20 protein-coding genes are annotated in these 22,154 nt (G+C 73.2%); 9 read left to right on the forward strand and 11 right to left on the reverse strand.

What is annotated here, in order from left to right; genetic code table 11:
• Positions 1-180: transposase (locus tag B5M43_RS10585; protein WP_374198164.1), on the reverse strand; the 180-nt coding region annotated here is incomplete at its 3' end.
• A gap of 70 nt (positions 181-250) precedes the next feature.
• Between B5M43_RS10585 and B5M43_RS10590 the strand changes: the two genes are divergently transcribed.
• Positions 251-835, forward strand: coding sequence for an HNH endonuclease signature motif containing protein (locus tag B5M43_RS10590; protein WP_230667951.1), 585 nt, complete (start codon positions 251-253; stop codon positions 833-835).
• Here the strand turns inward: B5M43_RS10590 and B5M43_RS10595 are convergent, their stop codons facing one another.
• Entirely contained in the window at positions 836-1,516 is a 681-nt protein-coding gene (locus B5M43_RS10595) for a GNAT family N-acetyltransferase (RefSeq protein ID WP_134746208.1), read from the reverse strand.
• Positions 1,517-1,649: 133 nt separating this feature from the next.
• Here B5M43_RS10595 and B5M43_RS10600 point away from each other — a divergent pair, with 133 nt between their 5' ends.
• Positions 1,650-1,868 (forward strand): dodecin, encoded by a 219-nt coding sequence (locus B5M43_RS10600; RefSeq protein ID WP_055988677.1) that lies wholly within the window; start codon positions 1,650-1,652, stop codon positions 1,866-1,868.
• 13 nt (positions 1,869-1,881) lie between these two features.
• Here the strand turns inward: B5M43_RS10600 and B5M43_RS10605 are convergent, their stop codons facing one another.
• The 4 genes from B5M43_RS10605 to B5M43_RS10620 form a co-directional block, all read right to left on the reverse strand.
• Entirely contained in the window at positions 1,882-2,604 is a 723-nt protein-coding gene (locus tag B5M43_RS10605; protein WP_055988676.1) for an IclR family transcriptional regulator C-terminal domain-containing protein, read from the reverse strand.
• A gap of 260 nt (positions 2,605-2,864) precedes the next feature.
• Positions 2,865-4,037, reverse strand: a complete 1,173-nt coding sequence (locus B5M43_RS10610) for a thiolase family protein (RefSeq protein WP_134746207.1) — start codon at positions 4,035-4,037, stop codon at positions 2,865-2,867.
• Positions 4,038-4,052: 15 nt separating this feature from the next.
• Entirely contained in the window at positions 4,053-4,691 is a 639-nt protein-coding gene (locus B5M43_RS10615) for a 3-oxoacid CoA-transferase subunit B (RefSeq protein WP_134746206.1), read from the reverse strand.
• On the reverse strand, positions 4,688-5,437 hold the full coding sequence (locus tag B5M43_RS10620) for a 3-oxoacid CoA-transferase subunit A (RefSeq protein WP_134746205.1): 750 nt from the start codon (positions 5,435-5,437) through the stop codon (positions 4,688-4,690). The genes B5M43_RS10615 and B5M43_RS10620 overlap by 4 nt, the downstream gene beginning before the upstream one ends.
• A gap of 166 nt (positions 5,438-5,603) precedes the next feature.
• Here B5M43_RS10620 and B5M43_RS10625 point away from each other — a divergent pair, with 166 nt between their 5' ends.
• The gene (locus B5M43_RS10625; RefSeq protein ID WP_134746204.1) at positions 5,604-6,428 is read left to right on the forward strand and encodes an SDR family oxidoreductase; all 825 of its coding nucleotides are present in this window, start codon (positions 5,604-5,606) and stop codon (positions 6,426-6,428) included.
• A gap of 279 nt (positions 6,429-6,707) precedes the next feature.
• Entirely contained in the window at positions 6,708-7,745 is a 1,038-nt protein-coding gene (locus tag B5M43_RS10630) for a zinc-dependent alcohol dehydrogenase family protein (RefSeq protein ID WP_055988672.1), read from the forward strand.
• Between the two features lie 143 nt (positions 7,746-7,888).
• Here B5M43_RS10630 and B5M43_RS10635 read toward each other — a convergent pair whose 3' ends face one another.
• Together B5M43_RS10635 and B5M43_RS10640 are read right to left on the reverse strand one after the other, a co-directional pair.
• Positions 7,889-9,280 (reverse strand): hypothetical protein, encoded by a 1,392-nt coding sequence (locus tag B5M43_RS10635; RefSeq protein ID WP_200941044.1) that lies wholly within the window; start codon positions 9,278-9,280, stop codon positions 7,889-7,891.
• A 92-nt stretch (positions 9,281-9,372) separates the two neighbouring features.
• Positions 9,373-10,485 carry an alcohol dehydrogenase catalytic domain-containing protein gene (locus tag B5M43_RS10640; protein WP_134746203.1) on the reverse strand — a complete coding sequence of 371 codons (1,113 nt, stop codon included), beginning with the start codon at positions 10,483-10,485 and terminating at the stop codon, positions 9,373-9,375.
• Between the two features lie 161 nt (positions 10,486-10,646).
• Between B5M43_RS10640 and B5M43_RS10645 the strand changes: the two genes are divergently transcribed.
• Positions 10,647-12,314, forward strand: a complete 1,668-nt coding sequence (locus tag B5M43_RS10645; protein ID WP_162246643.1) for a GAF domain-containing protein — start codon at positions 10,647-10,649, stop codon at positions 12,312-12,314.
• A 120-nt stretch (positions 12,315-12,434) separates the two neighbouring features.
• Positions 12,435-13,160 (forward strand): Pr6Pr family membrane protein, encoded by a 726-nt coding sequence (locus B5M43_RS10650; protein WP_082542929.1) that lies wholly within the window; start codon positions 12,435-12,437, stop codon positions 13,158-13,160.
• A 21-nt stretch (positions 13,161-13,181) separates the two neighbouring features.
• On the opposite strand, the gene B5M43_RS10655 is transcribed toward B5M43_RS10650, so the two are convergent.
• From B5M43_RS10655 to B5M43_RS10665, 3 genes are all read right to left on the reverse strand, one after another.
• Complete coding sequence (locus tag B5M43_RS10655; protein WP_055988666.1) at positions 13,182-14,579, reverse strand: NAD(P)/FAD-dependent oxidoreductase; 1,398 nt, start codon at positions 14,577-14,579, stop codon at positions 13,182-13,184.
• 238 nt (positions 14,580-14,817) lie between these two features.
• A complete protein-coding gene (locus B5M43_RS10660; protein WP_055988664.1) occupies positions 14,818-15,576 on the reverse strand; it encodes a M56 family metallopeptidase in 759 nt (252 codons plus the stop codon).
• A 24-nt stretch (positions 15,577-15,600) separates the two neighbouring features.
• On the reverse strand, positions 15,601-15,963 hold the full coding sequence (locus B5M43_RS10665) for a BlaI/MecI/CopY family transcriptional regulator (protein ID WP_055988662.1): 363 nt from the start codon (positions 15,961-15,963) through the stop codon (positions 15,601-15,603).
• Between the two features lie 134 nt (positions 15,964-16,097).
• Between B5M43_RS10665 and B5M43_RS10670 the strand changes: the two genes are divergently transcribed.
• Genes B5M43_RS10670 through cydC form a run of 3 tightly spaced genes read left to right on the forward strand, consistent with a single transcriptional unit; the run spans position 16,098 to position 22,143 of the window.
• Positions 16,098-17,684 (forward strand): cytochrome ubiquinol oxidase subunit I, encoded by a 1,587-nt coding sequence (locus B5M43_RS10670; protein ID WP_055988661.1) that lies wholly within the window; start codon positions 16,098-16,100, stop codon positions 17,682-17,684.
• 17 nt (positions 17,685-17,701) lie between these two features.
• The gene (gene cydB, locus B5M43_RS10675; protein WP_134746202.1) at positions 17,702-18,757 is read left to right on the forward strand and encodes a cytochrome d ubiquinol oxidase subunit II; all 1,056 of its coding nucleotides are present in this window, start codon (positions 17,702-17,704) and stop codon (positions 18,755-18,757) included.
• Between the two features lie 59 nt (positions 18,758-18,816).
• Complete coding sequence (gene cydC, locus B5M43_RS10680; RefSeq protein ID WP_167626793.1) at positions 18,817-22,143, forward strand: thiol reductant ABC exporter subunit CydC; 3,327 nt, start codon at positions 18,817-18,819, stop codon at positions 22,141-22,143.
• The last annotated feature ends 11 nt before the right edge of the window (positions 22,144-22,154 follow it).

Genomic DNA, 22,154 nt, shown 5'->3' on the forward strand with positions numbered 1-22,154 from the left:
CGACTTCGTCACGCCGGGCTTGACCCCGGCTTCGACGTCGTCTTGGCGCATCCAGTTCTGCAGGCAGGTCTCGCTGATCCCGAAGTCCGCCGCGATCTTCCGCAACGGCACCCCGGCATCCCGACCACGAGCAACGCGAACCACGTCCTCACGGAACTCGCGCGGATAGGGCTTGGGCATGATGACATCCTCCCAGCGGCACCCTCAGGCACCACAGATCAGGTGTCACCTATTCGTTCAGCAGACCCACGTGCTCGTCGCCGCCCTCCACGCCGCCACCCGCTCCCTCGAGACCCCCACCCTCGGCGGCGACGCCCCCACCCTCCTCGTGCACGTCGCCCTCGAAGACCTCCAGTCCCCCACCGGCGTCGCCACCATCGACGGCATCGACGTGCCCGCCCCCGCCGACCTCGCCCACCGCATCGCCTGCACCGGCGCCGTGCAGAAAGTCGTGTTCGACCGCAACGGACGCATCGTCCGCCTCGGCACCAAAGAACGCCTGTTCAACCACCACCAGCGCAAAGCCATCACCGCCCGCGACGGCGGCTGCATCATCCCCGGATGCACCATCCCCGCCGCCTGGTGCGAGATCCACCACGTCCAAGACCACGCCAAAGGCGGCCCCACCCACACCGACAACGGCGTGCTCCTCTGTTGGTGGCACCACCACAACCTCGAACGCTCCGGATGGGACATCCGGATGCGCAACGGCGTCCCCGAAGTCAAAGCCCCGCCGTGGATCGACAGCCGCGGCACCCACCGCCCCGCACCCTGCGCCCTCACACGCCGCAGAGCACGCGGCAGAGCACGACCACCCCTGGTGGCCCGGACCTGATCAGGCCTGGACGAACAGGTAGCCGCGCGACGCCTCAAATCCGCCGATCCGCAGCCCGCGGCCCAGCAGCTCCTCCATCTGCGCACGCAGCGTGAGGCGCCACTCGTGCGCCGCGTCGGGGTCGTCGACCCGCATCAGCTCGATGTCGGTCGGGATCTCGAGCGTCTGGACGACGGCATCGTCGGCCGGCGGCTTGGCGATGTCGGCGAGGGCCCACTCCACGTCGAGGCGGTCGCTCTCGTCGCCCGCGTCGCCGCCGCCGAAGATGCCGTACTGATTCACGGCGTAGCCGGTCACGCGTGCGCCCAGCACGGTGAGGAAGAAGTGCGCGTTGCGGGCGACGAGCGGATCGAACGTCCAGGTGATGTTCCCGACCTCGCGCGAGAACGCCCACTGACGCTGGTGCTCCTTGAGCTCACGGCCCCAGCCGCGGCCGCGGTACTCCGGCAGCAGCGCCGTGATGTGCGAGTGCATGGTGCGGCGCGCGGGAGCCCCGAAGAACGCGATGGAGGCGCCGACCATCCGGTCCTCGTCGAACAGGCCGACGACGTAGTTGCCGGCCTGCTGCAGCGCGCGGAGGGTGCCGGCGTCGATCGTCCGCTCCGACCGGCGCAGCGAGTCGAGCAGGTCCTGGGCCTCGATGACCAGTTCGACGGTGTCCAGATCGCGGATGGTTCGCATGGCATCAGTCTGCCTGACCGCGGTGCCCGGCGCGGTTCGGGCGGCCGACCCGGGGCGGCGCCCTATCGCTCGCCCGGCTCGCCGAGCAGACTGGACCTCACCGCCACCCGGGCGGCCGAAGGAGAGGACGAGGATGTCTCACACCTACAGCGTCAGCGAGATCGTCGGCTCGTCGCCGGATGGGATCGACGCGGCCATCCGGAGCGCACTCGAGCGCGCGTCGGCCACCGTGCGGCACATCGAGTGGTTCGAGATGGTCTCCGTGCGGGGCCACGCGGACGAGGGCTCGGTGCTGCACTTCCAGGTCACCCTGAAGGTCGGCTTCCGGCTGGAGGACCCGGGCACCGCCTGACGGTCGCGGCGCCTCAGAGGTGGCGGATCTCGGCGTCAATCGCCCGCGTCGCGTCGAGCAGCGCGGGCAGGTGCTCGGAACGCAGGCGCTCGAGAGACACCCGCGTCACGGTCGTGGAGATGTTCACGGCGGCGACCACGGCGCCGTCGCGACCGTGCAGCGGCGCGGCGACCGAGCGCAGCCCCTGCTCCAGGCCGCCCTCGACGATCGACCAGCCCTGCTCGGCGACGCGGTCCAGCTCGTCTGAGAGCTCGGGCCCGACGTCCGGGCGTTCGGACGGGTCGAGCGCGGCCAGCAGGACCCGGCCCATGCTCGTGCGGACGGCCGGGAACCGGGTGCCGATCGTGATGGCGACGCTCATGATCCGGCGCGTGGGCACACGGGCGACGTACACGATGTCCTCGCCGTCGAGCACGGCCGCCGAGACACTCTCGTCGACCTCGCGCGAGAGCCGCTCGAGGTGCGGCTGCGCCACCTCGGGCAGGGACAGCGCCGAGAGGTAGCTGAAGCCCAGCTCGAGCACGCGCGGCGTGAGCGCGAAGTCGCGGCCGGTCGCGCGGACGTAGCCGAGCTCCTCGAGCGTGAGCAGGAACCGCCGCGCCGCGGCGCGCGTCACGTCGGCCCGCACGGCGACCTCGCTCAGCGTGAGATGCGGATGGTCCGCGTCGAACGCCCGGATGACCGCAAGCCCACGCGCGAACGACTGCACGTACTCGCGGTGCTGCGGCTCGGTCATCCGCTCAGCCTCTCATCTCTTTTCAGAAGCGTCTCGCACGCTCGCTGGGCCCCGGCGCCGAGGCTCCGTCCGTCGCGAATGCGACGGACGGAGAAGCGCACGGGGACGCTCGCACGATGGTCGAGGTCGTGGGTGCGCTTGGACGGTTTCGACTCGCTTCGCTCGCTCAACCAGCACGAGGTCGGAGCCCCGTGGTGGTTGAGCGACCGAGCGCAGCGAGGGAGTCGAAACCGCCGAAGCGTCCCGGTGCGTCTGGCCTCTCAGCGCTCGAGCACCACCGCGAGGCCCTGGCCCACGCCGATGCAGATCGCGGCGACCGCGACGCCGCCGCCGCGGCGCGTGAGCTCGTGGGCCGCGTGGCCGACGATGCGGCCGCCCGAAGCGCCGAGGGGGTGGCCGATCGCGAGCGCGCCGCCGTGGATGTTGAGCTTCTCCGGGTCGAGCTCCGGCCAGCCGCGCAGGTTCGACAGCGCCTGCGACGCGAACGCCTCGTTGAGCTCGACGAAGTCGACGTCGGCCCAGGTGCGCCCGGCCGCCTTGAGCGCCTTGTTCGCGGCCTCGATCGGCGCGAGCGGGAACACATCGGGATCCGTGCCGTGCACGCCGCGGCCCGCGATCCGGGCCAGCGGCTCGGCGTCGATCGCGCCCTCGGCGCCCAGCAGCACGGCCGAGGCGCCGTCGTTGATCGACGAGGAGTTGCCGGCGGTCACGGTGCCGCCGCCGTCCTTGCCGAACAGCGGCTTGAGGCCGGCGAGCTTCTCGACCGTGGAGTCGTCGCGGATGCCCTCGTCGCGCGCGAGCTCGTGACCCGGCACCTGCACGATCTCGTCGTCGTAGACGCCCGCCGCCCACGCCTCGGCGGCGAGGCGGTGGCTGCGCGCGGCGAACTCGTCCTGCTCCTCGCGCGTGATGCCCTTCAGCTGCGCGACCTTCTCCGCCGACTCGCCGTTCGAGATCGTCCACTCGGACGGGAGCGCCCTGTTGACCATCCGCCAGCCGATCGAGGTGTTCCACATCGTCTGGTTGCCGATCGCGGGCCACGGCTTGCTCGACTTCTCGACGATGAACGGCGCGCGGCTCATCGACTCCACGCCGCCGGTCAGGACGACGTCGGCGTCGCCGGCCTCGATCGCGCGCGATCCCTGCAGCACCGCCTCCACGCTCGACGCGCACAGGCGGTTGACCGTGACGCCGGTCACCGTCGTGGGGAAGCCCGCGAGCAGCGCGCCCATGCGCGCCACGTTGCGGTTGTCCTCGCCGGCCTGGTTGGCGTCGCCGAAGATGACGTCTGCGATCCGGGCCGGGTCGAGGCCGAGCCGCTCGACCGTGGCCTTCATGACGACCGCTGCGAGGTCGTCGGGGCGGACGCCGGCGAGGGCGCCGCCGTTGCGTCCGAACGGCGTCCGAACGGCGTCGTACACGAATGCGCTCATGAGGGTCCTCTCTCGTCAGTCCTGCAGCTTCAGGCCGGTGAGCTCCTCGAGCCCCTCGACTGTGTTGTCGCCGAACAGCTCCCGCACGCGGAAGCCGCCGGGCGTGACGTCGAACACCGCGTGGTCGGTGTAGACGCGGGTGACGCAGCCGACGCCGGTCAGCGGATACGTGCACTCGGCGACGAGCTTGGACTCTCCCTGCTTGGTCAGCAGGTCGGTCATCACGTACACCGACTTCGCGCCGATGGCGAGGTCCATGGCCCCGCCGACCGCCGGGATCGCGCCCGGCGCACCGGTCGACCAGTTCGCCAGGTCGCCGCCCTGAGACACCTGGAAGGCGCCCAGCACGCACACGTCGAGGTGGCCGCCGCGCATCATCGCGAACGAGTCGGCGTGGTGGAAGTACGCCGCACCCGCCTGCGCGGTGACCGGCTGCTTGCCCGCGTTGATCAGGTCGGGATCGATCCTGTCCGGCGCGGGAGCCTCGCCCATCCCGAGCAGGCCGTTCTCGGTGTGCAGGATGATCTCCTGATCGGCCGGCAGGAAGTTGGCGACCAGGGTGGGCGCGCCGATGCCGAGGTTCACGTAGGAGCCCTCGGGGATGTCTGCGGCGATGCGGGCCGCGAGGTCGTCACGGCTGATGCGGGTGCTCATGCGCTCTCTCCCTCGGCCGCCGCGAGCGGGCGGCCCTCGATGTCGACGCCGCCGACGAAATCGCCGTCGCGCAGCCAGGCGCGCTGCCCGACCGCGACGACGCGGTCGACGAAGATGCCGGGCGTCACGACCGTCTCGGGGTCCAGCGACCCGAGCTCGACGGTCTCGTCGACCTGGACGATCGTCGTCGTGGCGGCCGTGGCCATGATCGGCCCGAAGTTGCGCGCGGTCTCGCGGTAGACGAGGTTGCCCCAGCGGTCGCCCTTGAGGGCGCTGATCAGCGCGAAGTCGGCCTTGATCGGGTACTCGAGCACGTAGCGGCGCCCGTCGATCTCACGCTCCTCCTTGCCCTCCGCCAGCTGCGTGCCGACGCCCGTGGGCGAGAAGAAGGCGCCGATGCCGGCGCCCGCCGCGCGGATGCGCTCGGCGAGGTTGCCCTGCGGGACGAGCTCGAGCTCGAGCTCCCCCGCGCGGTACAGGCCGTCGAACACCCACGAGTCGCTCTGGCGCGGGAAGGAGCAGATGATCTTGCGCACGCGCTTGGCCGCGAGAAGCGCGGCGAGGCCCGTGTCGCCGTTGCCGGCGTTGTTGTTCACGATCGTGAGCCCGCTCGCGCCCTGCGCGATGAGCGCGTCGATCAGCTCGACCGGCTGCCCGGCGCGGCCGAAGCCGCCGATCATGATCGTCGCGCCGTCCTCGATCCCGGCCACGGCGTCCTCGACGCTCGCGACGGTCTTGTCGATCATCCGGCCTCCTCGCTGGCATCCGCGGATCCGGGGATCTCGCGTGTTCGCTGTGCGAACGTATGTGCGTTCTGCGAATACTGTACCGCGGGACGGGGCCGCGGGACAACCGCCCGGCGTCGCTGTCAAGGGAGTTCCGTGGAGCGGCTGCGCCGGGTGGACTGCCCCCATGACCGAGACCCAGATGCTTCACCCCCAGAGCTTCCAGCCCGCCACCGCCATCGTCACCGCCTCGGATTCGGGGATGGGCCGCGCCACGGCCGTCGCGCTCGCAAGGAACGGCCTCGACGTCGGCGTCACGTGGCACTCCGACGAGGAGGGCGCCCGCGAGACGGCGCGCCTCGTGGAGGCCGAGGGCCGCCGCGCGGTCGTCGCCCGCCTGGACGTGACGGATCTCGTCGGCTGCGGCGACGTGATCGACGGCCTCGCTGACGACCTGGGCGGCGTGGACGTGTTCGTCAACAACGCCGGCACGGGCGAGAGCGTGCCGTTCCTGGACGTCGACCTCGAGGGCTGGCGCCGCGTCATGATGACCGACGTCGACGGGGCCTTCGTCGTGATGCAGCGCGCGGCCCGCCGGATGGTCGCCGCCGGGCGCGGCGGCCGGATCATCGGCGTCACGAGCGTGCACGAGCACCAGCCGAAGACCGGATCGGGCGCGTACGACGCCGCCAAGCACGGCCTCGGCGGGCTGCTGAAGACCATGGCCATCGAGCTGGCCGAGCACGGCATCACGGTGAACGCCGTGGCCCCGGGCCTGATCGCGACGCCCATGACCGGCATCGACCCCGCCGACGCGCCCGAGACGCGGCGGCCCGGCATCCCGATCGGCCGCCCCGGGGTGCCCGAGGAGGTCGCCGCCGTGATCGCCTTCCTGGCCTCGCCCGCGTCGTCCTACGTGACGGGCGCGTCCTGGGCGGTCGACGGCGGCATGCTGCAGATGGGCCCCATGGCGGGCGCCGCCCTGGAGTCGGACGACTGGCGCCGCGTCTGACGCGCCCCCGTCCGGACACAACGCAGGACCTCCGGCACCGTGGCGGCGCGCCGGGGAGAAGGCACGCCGTGACGGCGGAGGAGGTCCTGCGTTGTGGCGGGGGCGCGCCGGGAACGCCAGCAGCTCGACGCGGCCGGCCGAGACGACCGGGCCCTCGTCCGCGGCAACGTTCGGATCTCCGATCCCCTGGCCCCGTTCAGAGAGATCCCGGCGTCCCCTGCCGGACAATGGACGGATGAGCGGCACGCGACCCGAGCGCATCGCCGGGAGGGGCCTTCCATGCGAGCTGTGATCTTCGACGAGATCCGAGCCGCGCCCGAGGTGCGCGAGGTCCCGGTCCCCGTCGCCCCCGCCGGAGGCGTCGTCGTGCGCGTGCACGCGACCGGCCTGTGCCGCAGCGACTGGCACGCGTGGGCGGGCCACGACGAGATCGCACTGCCGCACGTGCCCGGCCACGAGCTCGCCGGCGTCGTCTCGGCCGTCGGCGAGGGCGTCGCGAGGTGGCGCGTCGGCGACCGCGTGACCGTGCCGTTCGTGTGCGGCTGCGGCGTGTGCGAGTGGTGCCTGCAGGGCGATGCGCAGGTGTGCCCCGACCAGCGGCAGCCCGGATTCACGCACTGGGGATCCTTCGGCGAGCACGTCGCGCTGCACGCCGCCGACACCAATCTCGTCGCGATCCCCGACGGCATCTCCTTCGAGGCCGCCGCGAGCCTCGGCTGCCGCTTCGCCACCGCGTACCGTGGCCTCGCCGCGCGCGCGAAGGTGCAGGCCGGCGAGTGGGTCACGGTCGTCGGCGCGGGAGGGGTGGGGCTCAGCGCCGTCATGATCGCGCACGCGCTGGGCGCGCGCGTGATCGCGGTCGACCGCAACCCCGCCGCGCTCGAGCTCGCGCAGCGGCTCGGCGCCGACCACGGCGTCCTCTCGGACGGCGCCGCCGTCCCGGCGCGGGTGCACGAGATCACGGGCGGCGGCAGCCACGTGGCCGTCGACGCCGTCGGCCTCGAGTCGACCGCCGCGGACGCGATCCGCAGCCTGCGCCGTCGGGGCCGCCACGTGCAGATCGGCCTGCTTCCCGCGAGCGAGGGCCACCCGCGCCTCCCCATGGACCGCGTGATCGGCTGGGAGCTCGACCTGCTCGGCAGCCACGGCATGGCGGCGGCCGACTACCCCGGCATGCTCGCGCTCATCGAGGCGGGCACGCTCGAGCCGCAGAAGCTCATCGAACGCGTGGTCGGCCTCGAGGAGGCCGCCGCCCTGCTCCCCGTCATGGACCGGTCGCGCAGCGCCGGCATGACGATGATCGACCCGATGCGCTGAGAGGGAGGCCGCCGAGCACGGAGCCGGGTTATCCCCTCCGACACAACGCAGGACTTCCGGATCCCGACCGGCGTGTCCACCCGCGGGACAGCCGGAACACCCCCGGGACGCCGCAGCGGTCCTGCGTCGTGTCGGACGACGGCTCAGCGAGCAGGGTGCTCCAGCTCGTCGATGGCCTCGTCCTCGGCCTGGTGGGCCTCGGGCGCGAAGGTGCCGTCGTCCTCTCCCTTGAAGAAGTCGATCGTGTAGACCAGGGCCACCAGGATCACGCCGGCGGCGAAGCCCCACGCGGCGCCCTTGAGGGCGAGGATCGCGGCGATCACGCCGGCGACGCCGAGCTCGGTCTTGCTGCGGGCCTCGAGGATGCCGACCTTGATCGACACGAAGCCCTGCACGAGCAGCGTCAGCGCGAGGGCGACACCCAGGATCGGCTCGACGAGCGAGACGATCGGCAGCAGGAACAGGCCCGTGTTGGTGCCCCAGCGGAAGGATCCGGCACCGCTGAAGATCGACTGCATCGCCTTCGGGCCCTTCTTGTACCGCTCGCTCGTGACGACGTGCATGGCCGCCCACAGCGGGCCGCACATGGTGGTGTCGGGGCCGAAGACGCTCATCACGGCGTTGCGTCCGCCGAAGATGAGGTGGGCGCGGTTCGGGTTGTAGACCACGTTCTCGTCGGTGCGGACGACCGCCGCCTCGTGCAGCACGGCCTTCGACTGCAGCACGTCGCCGAAGACGACGATGTACGCCGCGAGCACGGTCGGGATCGCCGTGACGAACATCATGGCGGGCGGCAGGCCCACGCCGAACACGGTGTACTGCGAGAACATCGTCACGAAGTCGGGCGTCGAGAGGCCCCACTCGATCGTCGGCCAGGGCGCCTCGCCGAACAGCGGCGCGACGACCACGGCGAGCAGGATGCAGGGCAGGATGCCCAGGTTCCCGATGAAGCCGAGGAAGCGGTTGCGGTGCGTGGCCCGCTGGAAGACCTTCGAGTAGAGCAGGAAGAACGCCAGGCCCACGCAGATCGTGATCGTCCACGGGAAGGCGTCGAAGCGCCCGCCCGCGGCGAAGACGCCCTGGATCGCCGCGAAGCCGGCGCCCACGACGATGCCGGCGCGCAGCGCGTTGGGGATGATCCTGACCACCTTGGCGGCGAGCCCGGTCGCGCCGAGCACGATCGAGAACACTCCCAGCAGCAGCTGGAACGCGATGAGAGCGTGCACCCTCTGGTCCTCCGGGAACTCCTGCACGTAGAGCATCAGCAGCGGGATCGCCGGGGTGATCCAGCCCGGGATCACCGGGTCGCCGAGCAGATGGTGCAGGAGGTAGAGCAGGCCGTTCAGCACGACGATCGCCAGGGCCGCCTCGAAGGGCATGCCCAGGAGCTCGGTCATGAGCGGGATCGCCGACAGGTCGACGGCGCACATGACGAGGCCCTGCGTGTAGTCCTGCCACTCCAGGCGGTAGTGCAGGAACGGCAGGCGGATGTCGAAGGGACCCGCCTTCCAGGGCTTGGCGTAGGAGCGAGACATTCGTTGTCCTCGGTTCGGGGGCGGCTGCGGCGCCGTCCGGATCAGGGTCCCGCCCCGTGCGATGCGCGGGGCGGGTGGGGTTCAGGGGCGGATCACTCGCCGTCGAAGACGATCACCTGGCGCACGGCGCGGCCCTCGGCCAGCTCGTCCATGGCCTGGTTGATATCGTCGAGCGTGATCTTGCGGGTGATCAGCTTCTCGACCGGCAGGCGGCCGGCGCGCCACCACTCGGCGAAGCGCGGGATGTCGCGGGCCGGCACGGCCGATCCGAGGTAGCTGCCGATGATCGTGCGCGCCTCGCCAGTGATGGTCAGCGGCGAGATCGATGCGCGGGCGGACGGATCGGGCAGGCCGACCGTGACGGTGCGTCCGCCGGGCCTGGTGGCCTCGAACGCGGTCTCGAAGGCGCGCGGGTGGCCGGCGCACTCCATGACGTGGTCGGCCTTGATGCCCTGCTCGGCCACCTCGGCCGGCGTGTACGCCGCCGCGGCACCCAGCTGGCGGGCGAGCTCGAGCTTGTCGGCGAGGTTGTCGACCGCGATGACGTCGCCCTTGCCCTCCGCGATGGCGGCGATGAGCGCCGACATGCCGACGCCGCCGAGGCCGACGATCATGATCGTGTCGCCCTCCTCCGGCTGCACGGCGTTGAGGAGCGCGCCGCCGCCGGTGAGGACCGCGCAGCCGAGCACGGCCGCGATCTCGGGCGGGACGTCCGAGTCCACCGGCACGAGCGAGGCGCGGTCGACGACCGCGTGGGTCGCGAAGCCGGAGACGCCGAGGTGGTGGAAGACCTCCTCGCCGTCGCGCGACAGGTGGCGCGTGCCGCGCAGCAGCGTGCCGGCGTTGTTCGACTTCGTGCCGTTGATGCAGGGGAGGCGGCCGCCCGTGGCGCAGCCGGCGCAGTCCTCGCAGCGCGGCAGGAACGCCATGACGACGCGCTGGCCGGGCTCGAGGTCGGAGACCTCGTCGCCCGTGGACACGACGACGCCCGCGGCCTCGTGTCCGAGCAGCATGGGCGTGCGGCGGACGCGGTTGCCGTCGACGACCGAGAGGTCGGAGTGGCACAGGCCCGCGGCCTCGATCTTCACGAGCACCTCGGTGGGGCCCGGGTCGGTCAGCTCGAGCTCGCTGACGTTGATCGGCGTCGACTCGGCGAAGGGGCGCGGGCGCCCGATCTCCTCGAGCACTGCTCCGGTGATCCGCATGGCTTGTCCTCTCTGTGCCCGACATTGGACTCGATGTGAGACGTCTTCGTCGGGTGCCGCGGCACGGGCGCGGCGTGACGAGACTAGTCCGCCCGCTCGGCGGACACTCACGTGCGATCGCACATCGAGTGTGAGTGAATATGTCTATGGAGCACACACGCATGCCCCGTCCGCCGGTCGCCGGCCGTCCACGCGAGGAGCTGCTTCGGGTGCTGCTCGACACCGCGACCGACATCACGGCGCTGCGCGACGTGGAGGCCGTGCTGCAGGCGATCGTGCGCCGCACGCGCGCCCTGCTGGGCACCGACATGGCCTACCTCAGCTTCACGGACCTGGACCGCGGCGAGACCGAGATCCGCCAGTCGGCTGGCGTCGCGACCCTGGCGTACCGCACGCTGCGCCAGCCGCTCGGGACCGGCGTGCTGGGGCAGGTGGGCCGGGGGCTCGCGCCCTACCAGACCTCCGACTACCTCTCGGATCCGACGCTGACGCATGTGCCGGAGATCGACGAGATCGTGCGCGCGGAGGGCGTGCGGGCGATCATGGGCGTCCCACTGACCGTGGGCGGCAGGGTGCTCGGCGCCCTGGTCGTCGCCGAGCGCAGCCCACGGGTCTTCAGCCCGGACGAGATCACGGTCGTCGACTCGCTGGGCCGGCACGCGGCGGTCGCGCTCGACAACTCCATGCGCTTCGAGGCGATGAGCCGGCTCGTCGAGGACCTCGTGACGCAGCAGCGGCGCAGCGCGGAGGAGCTGTCCGTCATCACGCGCGTGCTCGAGCTGGACGAGCGCCTCATGGACGCGGTGATGGGGATGCCCGACGTGCGCCGCGTGCTAGAGATCGGGAGCGGCGTGCTGGCGTGCGAGCTGTGGCTGCAGGATCCGGACGGGGCGCCGATCGCCGCGACCACGGAGGATCCCGCGGATCCGCACGCCGGATCCGTGCCGATCGCGGTCGTCCCGGTCGCCGCCGCGGGCGAGCCGCTCGGCCGCATCGTGGCCGGCCGCGGGCTCGACGCGCCCGAGACCGCCCTGCTCGAGCGGGTGGCGGTGCACGCGGCGCTCGCGCTGCTGTTCGCCCGCGCCGAGGAGGACGCGGATCTGCGGTTGCAGTCCGAGGCGATCGACGACCTGCTCGAGCGCCCGGACGTGTCGCGCGAGCGGCTCGAGCGCCTGCTGCAGCGCTGGGGCCTGCAGCCCGGCGAGCCGCTGCGCACGCTCGTGATCGACGCGCCCGAGGCCGATCGGCGCCGGCGCATGCAGGCCGTGCGCGCGCTCGGACTGCGCTCGGTCATGATGGCGACGCACCACGACCACGTGTGCATGGTCACGCCCGAGGCCCGCTGGGAGGAGCCCCTGCGCGCGCTGTTCGCGTCGCGCGGGTGGACCCTGCGTGTCGGGATCGGCGGGCCGGTCGAGGATCTGCGCAAGCTCGGCGACGCGCATCGCCGCGCGCAGCTCGCGCTCGGTTCGCTCGTCGCGCTCGGACGCGAGGGCGTGCTCGACGGCGCGGAGCTCGGGCTCCTCGGCGCGCTGCTCGACCTGGCGCGCCGCGGCGAGCTGCCGGTGAGTCTCACGGCCGCGATCGACCCGCTGCGCGCGTACGACCGCATGCGCGACACCGACCTCGTCCGCACCGCGTCGGTGTACCTCGAGAGCGACGGCAGCGTCGCGCGGGTCGCGGACGTGCTGCACCTGCACCGCAACACCGTCCGCCAGCGCCTCGAGCGGATCGGCGCGCTGCTCGGCCCCGGCTGGGACGTCTCGCCCCGGCGCCTGGAGACCCACCTCGCCCTCCGCGTGCTGGAGGCGCAGGACCAGGCGTCCTGAGCCGTCCCTTCGGCTTCACGCGATCCCCGGACCGGCAACGTGCTGAACCTGCGTCTCACCGACGCGCGAGCGACCGCCGCGTCGCTCTGACGCCGCACGGCCGCTCGTAGACTCGGGCGGATGGCGCGCGACGGTCGCGTCGGATGGGAGAGCGCCCCAACGGTGACATCGCGCTCCGCACGCAGGTGGCAGCGCCTGGCTGCGCTCGACTGGTGGCATCCGGCCGTCACCGGATGGATGCGGCTGGCCGTGGTCGGCGTCTGCGTCGTGGCGCTCGTGCACCGGCTGCTGTGGGGTCTCAGCTCGAACACCATCGCCGGGTCGAACTTCCTGGCGTATCTGACGATGCAGTCGAACATCCTGTTCGCGTGCGTGTGGGCGATCTCGGGGTTCGACGCGCTGCATCGGATGACCGACCCGCCCTGGCTGACCTCCGCCCGCACCGTGGCGCTGAGCTGGACGACCACGGCGGGCATCGTGTTCGGCTTCCTCGTGTGGCAGGCGGGCGAGCGCGCGATCCGGATCGACGTGCCGTGGTCGGATCAGCTGCTGCACTTCTGGGTGCCCGCGCTCGCGCTGGTCGACTGGGCCTTCGCGGCCGGGCGGCGACCGGCGCCGTGGCGCGTCGTGTCGATCGTGCTGGCCTACCCGGTGGTCTGGGGCGCCTTCACGATGTGGCGCGGCTCGCTGATCGGCTGGTACCCGTACTACTTCCTGGATCTGCGCCAGGTGAGCGGGCCGGCGGAGTTCCTGCTGACCAGCTGCGCGGCGCTCGCGGTGTTCGCGCTGGTGTCGGCCGGGCTGATCTGGCTGAGCCGGAGGCGGATCACCGCGCCCCGGCGCTGACGGCGCGGACGGGGCGCCGCGTCAGTCGGCGTCGCCCGCGGCGACGAACGGCGTGAGCGACGCGAGCGCGCGCTCCACGGCGGCGGCGTCATCGAGCTCGGCGAACGCGCGCGCGGCCTCGCCGCCGATCCGGCCGACCAGCACCGGCTCGCCCGTGAGGGGCTCGAGGTTGATCCAGGTCCGGATGGGCGCGTCGCCGCCGACCACGTGCCACAGCACCGCATCCGTGCGCCAGAACGGCTCGTCGTAGCGCAGCCAGACGGTCTCGAGGTGGCCCATCCCGAGCTCGGCGATCGCGCCGCGGTGCGCGAACGGAAGCGGAGGCTCGAACTCGACGCCCTCGTCCTGCAGCACCCCGAGCGGCACGGTCAGGACGACGCGGTCGACCGACAGCGCCTCCCCCGTGCCGAGGCGCAGGGACACGCCCGTGTCGTCGTACGCGACGCCGACCACGGCCGTGGAGAGGTTGACCCGGAACTCCTCGAGCGGCCGGGCGGTCAGGTCCGACAGGTCGCCGAGCGCGGCCGTGAGGGCGGTGCCGGGCAGGAGCGGCGGATACCAGCTCGACAGCCGATCGGGGTCGGCGCCGGCGAGCGCGACGAGCTCGGCCACAGCGGCCGCGAGCGCCGGATCCTCCGGGTCGGCGCCCGACTCGGCGAGCGCCTCTGCGAGCGGGACGTCTGCGGGCCGCGCGGCGGCCCACTCGATGGCCGCGGCGATCCGCTCGGCGCCGGGGACGTCGACCTCGCCCTCGCTCGAGAGCGCGATGGCGCCCTCGAGCCGCTCGCGCTCGATCCCGAACGCATCGAGCCGGGCCTCGATCTCGGCGTCCTCTTCGGTGAGCAGCCAGGCGCCGAGCTGGGGGGCGACCGGCCACTCATCGTCCGCGACGGCGTGCACGCGCCCGCCGATCCGGTCCCTGGCCTCGATCACGGTCACGTCGAATCCGGCTTCGGCGAGGCGCCGCGCGGCGGTCGCGCCGGCGAGGCCCGCCCCGACGACGGCGATCCGCTCGTCCGGACCGGCCGCCGCGTCGACGACCTCGCGCGCCGCGCGCTGACCGGACCGCAGGGCGCCGGCCAGCGTCCCGGGCCGGTCGGGGTCGGTCGCCTCGCCCGCCAGGAACACCCGTCCGCCGATCGGCTGCGCGAGCGCCTCGCGCTGTGCGGGGGCGGCGCCCGGCGGGGTGAAGCTCGCGGCGCCGCGCGAGAAGGGATCGGTCGCCCACGCGCTGCGCCGGAACGCCGCGGGCCGGGGCGCACCCGGAACAGGGCTCGCGGTCGGCGAGGCGGGCGTCGACGTGGGGGTCGGTCCCGCCGTGGTCGGCCGCGGCTGCGGGTCGCCCGTGCACGAGGCGAGCAGCACGGCGACGGCGCCGGCTCCGGCGCCGACGAGCAGGGTGCGTCGCGAGATGCCCATCGTGTCGCCACCCTATCCCGCCACCTGACGCAGGAGGCTTCAGCCCGTTTCGACTCCGGCTCCTCCGTCGCCTCCGCTCAACGACCGAGAGCAACGCCCAGCTCTACCGTCGTGCGAGCGAAGCGAGCGTTGAGCGAAGCGAACACCGCAGCGCGAAGCGCTGCCGAACGGCGCGAAGCGACGTTCCTCGCTCGCGAGTGTCCGGCGCGGAGCGTCGGCGCGAGCGTGCGAGACGCTCCTAAAAAGACAGCCGCAGGAAGCGATCGCGGTGGCGGTCGCGGCGCGACGAGGCGTGCTCGGCCGGGCCCGCGGGGCCGGCGACGCGCAGGATGGCGCGCGCGAGCACCTCGTCGCGCGTCGTGCGGCGCGCGCTGTCGTCGGCGCGCATCTCGACGAGCGCGGCGACCTCGCTCTCGGCGCGCGCCGCGATGGGGAACCACGGCAGCGCGTCGCGCCAGGCCTTGAAGGCGACCAGCAGCACCTCGTGACGCTGCTCCACGTGCGCGCGCTCGTGCGCGATCACGGCCGCGAGCTCATCCTGATCGAGGCCGTCGAGCAGCCCCTGCGACAGGACGGTCACCGACCCGATGCCGCGTGGCAGGCAGTAGGCGACCGGGGCTGCGTCGTCGAGCACGCGCGTGCGGGCATGGGTCGGATGGGGCGCGGACAGCAGCTGCAGGAGCGCCAGGTGGCGGCGGCGCTGCCGCTCGAACTGCACGATCGTGATGCCGAGGTGCACCAGGAGGTACGCGGCGAGCGCGGCCGCGGGAAGAGCGGCGAGCAGAGGCCACTGCGGCAGCAGGGCGAGGCCGACGAGCCACAGCGCGCCGATCATCGAGAAGCCGCCCGCGACGGCGATCAGCTGCCACAGCAGCAGGGCCCATCCGGGCGCGCGCGCCGGCCAGGCGGCGCGCGACAGCAGGATCGGCACCGGCCACGCGAGCAGCACGGCGACGAGGATCAGCGCCGCGGCCGCGGCGAGCTCGGCCAGCGTCATCGGACCCGAGCGGGGCGCATGGCGTCAGGCGGCGCCGGCGAGGAGACGGCGCAGCACCTCGGCGTCCTCGGCGGACACGCCGCCCACGAACCGGGCGAGCACGGCGCTGCGGTCGCCCGCGTCGCCGAGCACCTCGTGCATGAGCTCCGCGACGTGGTCGACGCGGCTCGCGGTCGCCCGATAGCGGTGCGGCCGGGCCGAGCGGTCGGACGCGACGAAGCCCTTCTTCTCGAGGCGCGACAGCACGGTCAGCAGGGTCGTCGCCGCGAGCTGGCGGCCCTGCTCGCGCTCCAGGTGCTCCTGCACGTCGTATGCGGTGAGCGCGACCTCGTCGGCATCCCACAGCACGTCCATCACGGAGCGCTCCAGTTCACCCAGACTGCCCATCCTGCACCTCCTCCGCGCGCATCCCTCTGCCTCCAGGGTACGCGAGTTCGCAGGCGCGTAGAACTACTTCGACGTCGAGGAGAAATAATTCGATCCCCTGTAGAACTACTTCTACGACTCGTAGAATCCCTCACGTGGACCCCCTCGACATCGCCCGCTGGCAGTTCGGCATCACGACCGTCTACCACTTCCTCATGGTGCCGCTCACGCTCGGCCTGGGCCCGGCGGTCGCGATCCTGCAGACCGCGTGGGTGCGCACGGGCGACGAGCGCTGGCTGCGCATGACGAAGTTCTGGGGAAAGCTCTACCTGATCAACTTCATCGTCGGCGTCGCGACCGGCCTGGTGCAGGAGTTCCAGTTCGGCATGGCCTGGAGCGAGTACTCCCGCTTCGTCGGCGACGTGTTCGGCGCCCCGCTCGCGCTCGAGGGCCTGCTCGCCTTCTTCGTCGAGTCGACCTTCCTCGGCGTCTGGATCTTCGGCTGGGGCCGCCTGCGCAAGGGCGTGCACCTGGCGGCGCTGTGGCTGGCGGCCATGGCGAGCTGGGTCTCGGCGTACTTCATCATCGTCGCCAACTCCTGGATGCAGCACCCGGTGGGCGTCGAGCTCGGACCGGACGGGCGGCCCGTCATGACGGACATCTGGGCGGTGCTCACCAACAACACGGCGATCGCCGCGTTCTCGCACGCGATCGCGGGCGCCGTCATGGTCGCGGGCATGTTCCTGCTCGGCATCAGCTGGCACCACCTGTGGCGCCGGCGCGCCGACGGCATCGACACGGTGGACGCCTCCGGGCGCGTGGTCGTCGGCTCCCACCCGGATGTCGCCGGCCGCGACGAGAAGGACCACGGCGTGTGGCTCCGCTCGCTGCGCATCGGCGCGGTCGCCGCGGTCGTGGGCTTCCTCGCCGTCGCGGGGACCGGCGACATCCAGGGCAAGCTCATGTACGAGCAGCAGCCCATGAAGATGGCCGCCGCGGAGGCCGCCTGCCACACGGGGTCGTCGTTCTCCGTGCTCTCGATCGGCGACCCCGGCGCCACGGACTGCGACTCCGTCGTGACCCTGGTCGAGGTGCCCGGCGTGCTGGGCTGGCTCGCCAAGGGCGACTTCGGCGCCGAGATGCCCGGCATCCACGACCTCGAGCCGCAGTACGTCGACGCGTACGGCGCCACGCTGCCCGACGACGCCCTCTACGGCGAGCGCGCGGGCGCCGAGATCACGTACGTGCCCGTGATGTGGATCACCTACTGGGGCTTCCGCCTCATGATCGGCCTGGGCGCGATCCCGGCCGGAGCGGCGGTCGTGGCGCTCTGGCTCACGCGCAAGGGCACCGTGCCGCGGTCGATCTGGATCATGCGCCTCGCCGTGCTCGGCATCACGGCCCCGTTCGCCGCGAACATCGCCGGCTGGATCTTCACCGAGATGGGACGGCAGCCGTTCGTCGTGGCGCCGAACCCCGACCCGAGCGGCATCGACGGCGTGTTCATGTTCACGGCCGCCGCGGTCTCGCCGGGGGCCACGGTCGGCGAGCTGCTGTTCTCGGTCATCTCGCTCACCGCGATCTACGCCGTGCTGCTCGTGATCGAGGTGTTCCTGCTCGTGAAGTACGTGCGCGGCGGCACCGTGAGCGCGATGCCCGAGCTGGCGCACCGGCACGACGCGGACGCCCCCGGCGATGACGACCCGGACAAGCGCGACGACGTGCTCGCGTTCGCCTACTGAGACCGAAGGACAGCGCCATGGAGACTCTCCCCATCGTCTGGTTCGTCGCGATCGCCGTGCTCTGGACCGGCTTCCTGCTGCTCGAGGGCTTCGACCTCGGGGTCGGCATGCACATGCTCCTCAGCGCCCGGGGCGACCGCGCCGCGAAGGAGAACGACCGCCGCGTGATGCTCAACACGATCGGCCCGGTCTGGGACGGCAACGAGGTGTGGCTGATCACGGCCGGCGCCGCCCTCTTCGCGGCGTTCCCGATGTGGTACGCCTCGCTGTTCTCGGCGCTGTACGTGCCGCTCACGATCACGCTGCTGGCGCTCATCGCGCGTGCCGTGAGCATCGAGTACCGCGGCAAGATGGCGGATCCGCGCTGGGCGGCGTTCTGGACGTGGGCCCTGGGCGTCGGATCGCTCGTGGTCGCGTTCTGCATCGGCGCCGCGCTCGCGATCACGTCGACGGGCCTGCCGATCGACGCCAACGGCGACCGGGTCGGGCACCCGTTCGTGTGGCTGACGCCCCCGGCGGTCATCGGCGGGCTCGCGGTCGTCGGGTTCGCGCTCGTGCACGGCGCGACGTTCCTGGCGCTGAAGAGCGACGGGCCGGTGCGCGAGCGCGCGGGTCGGTTCGCCGCCACCTGGTCGCCGCTGTGCCTGGCCCCCGCCGCGGTGTGGGCACTGTGGGTGCAGCTCACCCAGGGCGGGACGGCGCTGTCGTGGTCGCTCGTCGCGCTGGCCGTCGGCGGCGCCGCGTTCGGCTGGGTGAACGCGCGGGCGCGGCGCGAGGGCTTCGCGTTCCTCGGGTACGCCGCCTTCCTGGTCGGCGGCGCGGGCGCCATCTTCGCGGCCATGTTCCCGAACGTCCTGCCATCCACGCTCGACCCCGCGCACAGCCTCACGGTGTGGAACGCCGCGAGCGGCAGCTACACGCTCACGGTCATGACGGTCGTCGCGGCCATCGGACTGCCGCTCGTGATCGCGTACCAGGCGTGGTCCTACTGGATCTTCCGCGGACGCATCACTCCGGGCGCCATCCCCGACGCCCACGGCTTCGTGCCCGCCATCCTCCGGACGAAGGACTGACGCCGGTGACCGCTTCAGGGGTTTCGACTCGCTTCGCTCGCTCAACCAGCACCACTGTGGTGGTTGAGCGACCGAGCGAAGCGAGGGAGTCGAAACCGACCGAGCCTCCCCGCGACCTCGACCCCTGGCTCCTCGAGGCCGCGCGCCCGAAGGCGCCCGCGCAGCGCCCCGAGCTCGGCCCGGTCGGGCCGGGCGCGATCCTCGCCCTCGGCCTGCTCGCGGCGCTGCGTGCGCTCGGGCTCGTGCTGGTCGCCGGTGCCGTTGCCGCGGGCGTCGCGGGGCTGCAGGCCGGGACGCTCGACGGGCGGTCCATCGTCCTGCTGGGCGCGCTCGGAGCCGTCCTGCGCGCCGGCTCCGGATGGGCGGTCGACGCGGTCGCCCGGCGGCTCGCGATCACGGTGAAGAGCACGCTCCGCTCGCGACTGTGGCGCCGGATCGCCGACGGCGACGCGGGGCGCGACGGCTCGGTGGCCGTGCTGGCCACCGACGGGCTGGAGGACCTGGACGACTATTACGTGCGCAGCCTGCCGGCGATGATCGCGGCGGTCGTCGTGCCGGCCGTGGTGGGGCTGCGCATCCTGGGCGCGGACTGGGTCAGCGCGCTCGTCGTGGTCGTGACCGTGCCCCTCGTCCCGTTCTTCATGGTGCTGATCGGGCGGCACGCGCAGGCCCGCACCGACGAGGCGCTCGGCGCGCTCGCGCGGCTGGCCGACCACCTCACCGAGCTCGCGCGCGGCCTGCCGGTGCTGGTCGGCCTGAACCGGGTCGACGAGCAGTCCCGGGCGCTCGACGGCATCCAGCGCGCGTACCGTGCCCGCACCCAGGAGACCCTGCGGTGGGCGTTCCTCTCGTCGCTCGCGCTCGAGCTGATCGCGACCATCTCGGTCGCCGTGGTCGCCGTGTTCCTCGGGCTGCGGCTCATGCAGGGCTCCGTCGGGCTCGAGGCCGCCCTGCTCGTGCTGATCCTCGCGCCCGAGTGCTACGCGGTGCTGCGCGACGTGGGCACCGCGTTCCACGCGTCGCAGGACGGCCTGTCGGCGCTGCAGCGCGTGCGCGGGATCCTCGCCCGTCCGCGGCGCGCGGACGTCCGCGGTGCCTCCCCCGCGGGACGACTCTCCCTCCGCGACCTCACCGTGCGATACGCGGGCCGGGAGACGCCCACGGTCGACGGCCTCGACGCGGACGTCGCGGGGATCGTGGCGGTCACGGGCCCGAGCGGCGCGGGCAAGTCGACGCTGCTCGCGGCGCTCGCGGGCGTCCTGCCCGCCGACGCCGACGTGTCGGGGACGATCCGCGGCGTCGCCCCGGATGGCGTGGCCTACGCCGCGCAGGCGCCCCGGGCGTTCGCCGCGACCCCGCGCGAGGAGCTCGCGCTTCACGGTGCGGCGGATCCCGCCGCCGCGCTCGCGGAGCTGGGCCTGAAGCACGTCGCGGACGCGCAGGTAGCGGAGCTCAGCCCGGGCGAGCTGCGCCGCCTCGCGGTCGCGCGGGCGCTGGCGCGCGTCGACCAGGGCGCGCCGCTGCTCGTGCTCGACGAGCCGACCGCGCACCTGGACCGCACGTCGGCCGATCGCGTCCGCGCTGCGATCCTCGCGCGCGCCGAGCGCGCCACGGTCGTGCTCGCTGCCCACGAGCCCGAGACCCTCGCGCTCGCCGGGACGCGCATCGAGGTCGGCGGCGCCGGGGGTTCGTCCGGCCCCGTGCCCCGGTCGTCGAGCGGAGCGAGCGCCAGCGAGCGGAGACGAAACGAGCCGAAGCGCCCCACGGCGGTGGCGCCCACGGCGCCTGCCCCCGCCTCCCCCGCCCGCCCCTGGGTCGCCGGGATCGCGCTCGCATTCGCCGCGGTCGCGCTCGGCCTGGCGCTGAGCGCCGTATCGGGATGGCTGATCGTGCGGGCGAGCGTCGAGGAGCACATCATGTACCTCCTCGTGGCGATCGTCGGGGTGCGCTTCTTCGGCATCGGCCGGTCGGTCGCGCGCTACGCGGAGCGGCTCGCGACGCACGAGGCGGCGTTCCGCGTGGTCGATGCGCTGCGCCTGCGGCTCTGGCGGGCGATCGCGGCACGGGGCGCGGGGTCCCGCCGCCTGCTGGAGGGCGGCTCCCCCGTCGACTACCTCGTGACGCTCTCGGGCGAGCTGCGCGACCTGCTGCCCCGCGTCATCCCTCCGCTGGCTTCGGGCGTGCTCACGGTGGCCGGCATCGGCGTCACGGCCGCGCTCGTGCTCCCCGAGGTGGCGGGACGGGTGCTGCTCGTCGTCGTCTCCGCGGTCGCGATCGGCTCCCTGCTGGCGATCACCACGTCGCGCGCGGCACAGCGGGCACGCATCCGGGAACGGTCCGCGCTCGTGCGCGGGACGGCCTCGCTCGCCGCGGCCGCGGACGACCTGCGCGCGAACGCGGCCGCCGACGCGGCGCTGAGCGTGCTGGCCGAGGCCGACGCGCGCCTGACGGACGCCGAGCGCCGCGTGGCCTGGGCATCCGGCGCTGGCACCGCGGCGGTGGTGCTGGCGTGCTCGGCGCTCGCGTTCCTCGTCCCGGTCTGGGCGCCGGGGGCTCCGGCCGAGCTCGCGTGCGTGATCGCGCTGCTGTCGCTCGCGGCGGCCGAGCCGCTGACCGACCTCGTCGCGGCCGCCCACCGGCTGCCCGCCCTCACCGAAGTGCGCCACCGCCTCGCGCCCGTGCTCGCAGAGCCCGCGCCGGTGTCGACCGGCACCGCGACTCCGGCCTCGCCGGTGTGGGAGCTCCGGCTGGACGGCGTCGCCGCCCGCTACCCGGGCGCCCCCGCGCCGGTCTTCGCGCCAATCGACGGCGCGGTGCGCACGGGCCAGTGGCTCGCGGTCGGCGGCCCGAGCGGCTCCGGCAAGTCCACCCTGCTGTCGGTCGTGATGGGCGCGCTGCCCGCTGCGGCGGGCGCCGTGCGGATCGACGGCGTGCCGCTCACGGAGCTCGACCTGGCGGCCTGGCGCGCGCGGGTGGCGTGGTGCCCGCAGGACGCGTACGTGTTCGACTCGACTCTGCGCGCCAACCTCCTCCTCGCGCGCGGCCGGGACGACGCTCCCACGGACGGCGAGATGCGCGCCGTGCTGGAGCGCTCGGGACTGGGCGCGCTGCTGCGCCGGCTCCCCGAGGGGCTCGACACCCGGGTCGGCCCCTGCGGCGCGGCGCTCTCGGGCGGCGAGCGTCAGCGCCTCGCGATCGCGCGCACCCTGCTGACGCGCGCGGACGTCATCCTGCTGGACGAGCCGACGGCCCACCTCGACGCCCCGACCGCCGCCGCCGTGATGGCGGACGTCCGCCGCGCGACCGAGGACCGCATCGTGCTGCTGGTCTCCCACCGCGCCGCCGACGTCGCGCCCGGCGACGCGGCGATCCCGCTCGGCGCCTGACGCAGGTTCCG

The organism is Microbacterium sp. MEC084 (assembly GCF_004514465.2).
GTDB lineage: Bacteria > Actinomycetota > Actinomycetes > Actinomycetales > Microbacteriaceae > Microbacterium.

Bases quoted from the DNA above. Each gene is read 5' to 3' on its own strand.
- B5M43_RS10595 (WP_134746208.1), bottom strand. From the start codon at position 1,516: ATGCGAACCATCCGCGATCTGGACACCGTCGAACTGGTCATCGAGGCC.
- B5M43_RS10600 (WP_055988677.1), top strand. From the start codon at position 1,650: ATGTCTCACACCTACAGCGTCAGCGAGATCGTCGGCTCGTCGCCGGAT.
- B5M43_RS10605 (WP_055988676.1), bottom strand. From the start codon at position 2,604: ATGACCGAGCCGCAGCACCGCGAGTACGTGCAGTCGTTCGCGCGTGGG.
- B5M43_RS10610 (WP_134746207.1), bottom strand. From the start codon at position 4,037: ATGAGCGCATTCGTGTACGACGCCGTTCGGACGCCGTTCGGACGCAAC.
- B5M43_RS10615 (WP_134746206.1), bottom strand. From the start codon at position 4,691: ATGAGCACCCGCATCAGCCGTGACGACCTCGCGGCCCGCATCGCCGCA.
- B5M43_RS10620 (WP_134746205.1), bottom strand. From the start codon at position 5,437: ATGATCGACAAGACCGTCGCGAGCGTCGAGGACGCCGTGGCCGGGATC.
- B5M43_RS10625 (WP_134746204.1), top strand. From the start codon at position 5,604: ATGACCGAGACCCAGATGCTTCACCCCCAGAGCTTCCAGCCCGCCACC.
- B5M43_RS10630 (WP_055988672.1), top strand. From the start codon at position 6,708: ATGCGAGCTGTGATCTTCGACGAGATCCGAGCCGCGCCCGAGGTGCGC.
- B5M43_RS10635 (WP_200941044.1), bottom strand. From the start codon at position 9,280: ATGTCTCGCTCCTACGCCAAGCCCTGGAAGGCGGGTCCCTTCGACATC.
- B5M43_RS10640 (WP_134746203.1), bottom strand. From the start codon at position 10,485: ATGCGGATCACCGGAGCAGTGCTCGAGGAGATCGGGCGCCCGCGCCCC.
- B5M43_RS10645 (WP_162246643.1), top strand. From the start codon at position 10,647: ATGCCCCGTCCGCCGGTCGCCGGCCGTCCACGCGAGGAGCTGCTTCGG.
- B5M43_RS10650 (WP_082542929.1), top strand. From the start codon at position 12,435: ATGGCGCGCGACGGTCGCGTCGGATGGGAGAGCGCCCCAACGGTGACA.
- B5M43_RS10655 (WP_055988666.1), bottom strand. From the start codon at position 14,579: ATGGGCATCTCGCGACGCACCCTGCTCGTCGGCGCCGGAGCCGGCGCC.
- B5M43_RS10660 (WP_055988664.1), bottom strand. From the start codon at position 15,576: ATGACGCTGGCCGAGCTCGCCGCGGCCGCGGCGCTGATCCTCGTCGCC.
- B5M43_RS10665 (WP_055988662.1), bottom strand. From the start codon at position 15,963: ATGGGCAGTCTGGGTGAACTGGAGCGCTCCGTGATGGACGTGCTGTGG.
- cydB (WP_134746202.1), top strand. From the start codon at position 17,702: ATGGAGACTCTCCCCATCGTCTGGTTCGTCGCGATCGCCGTGCTCTGG.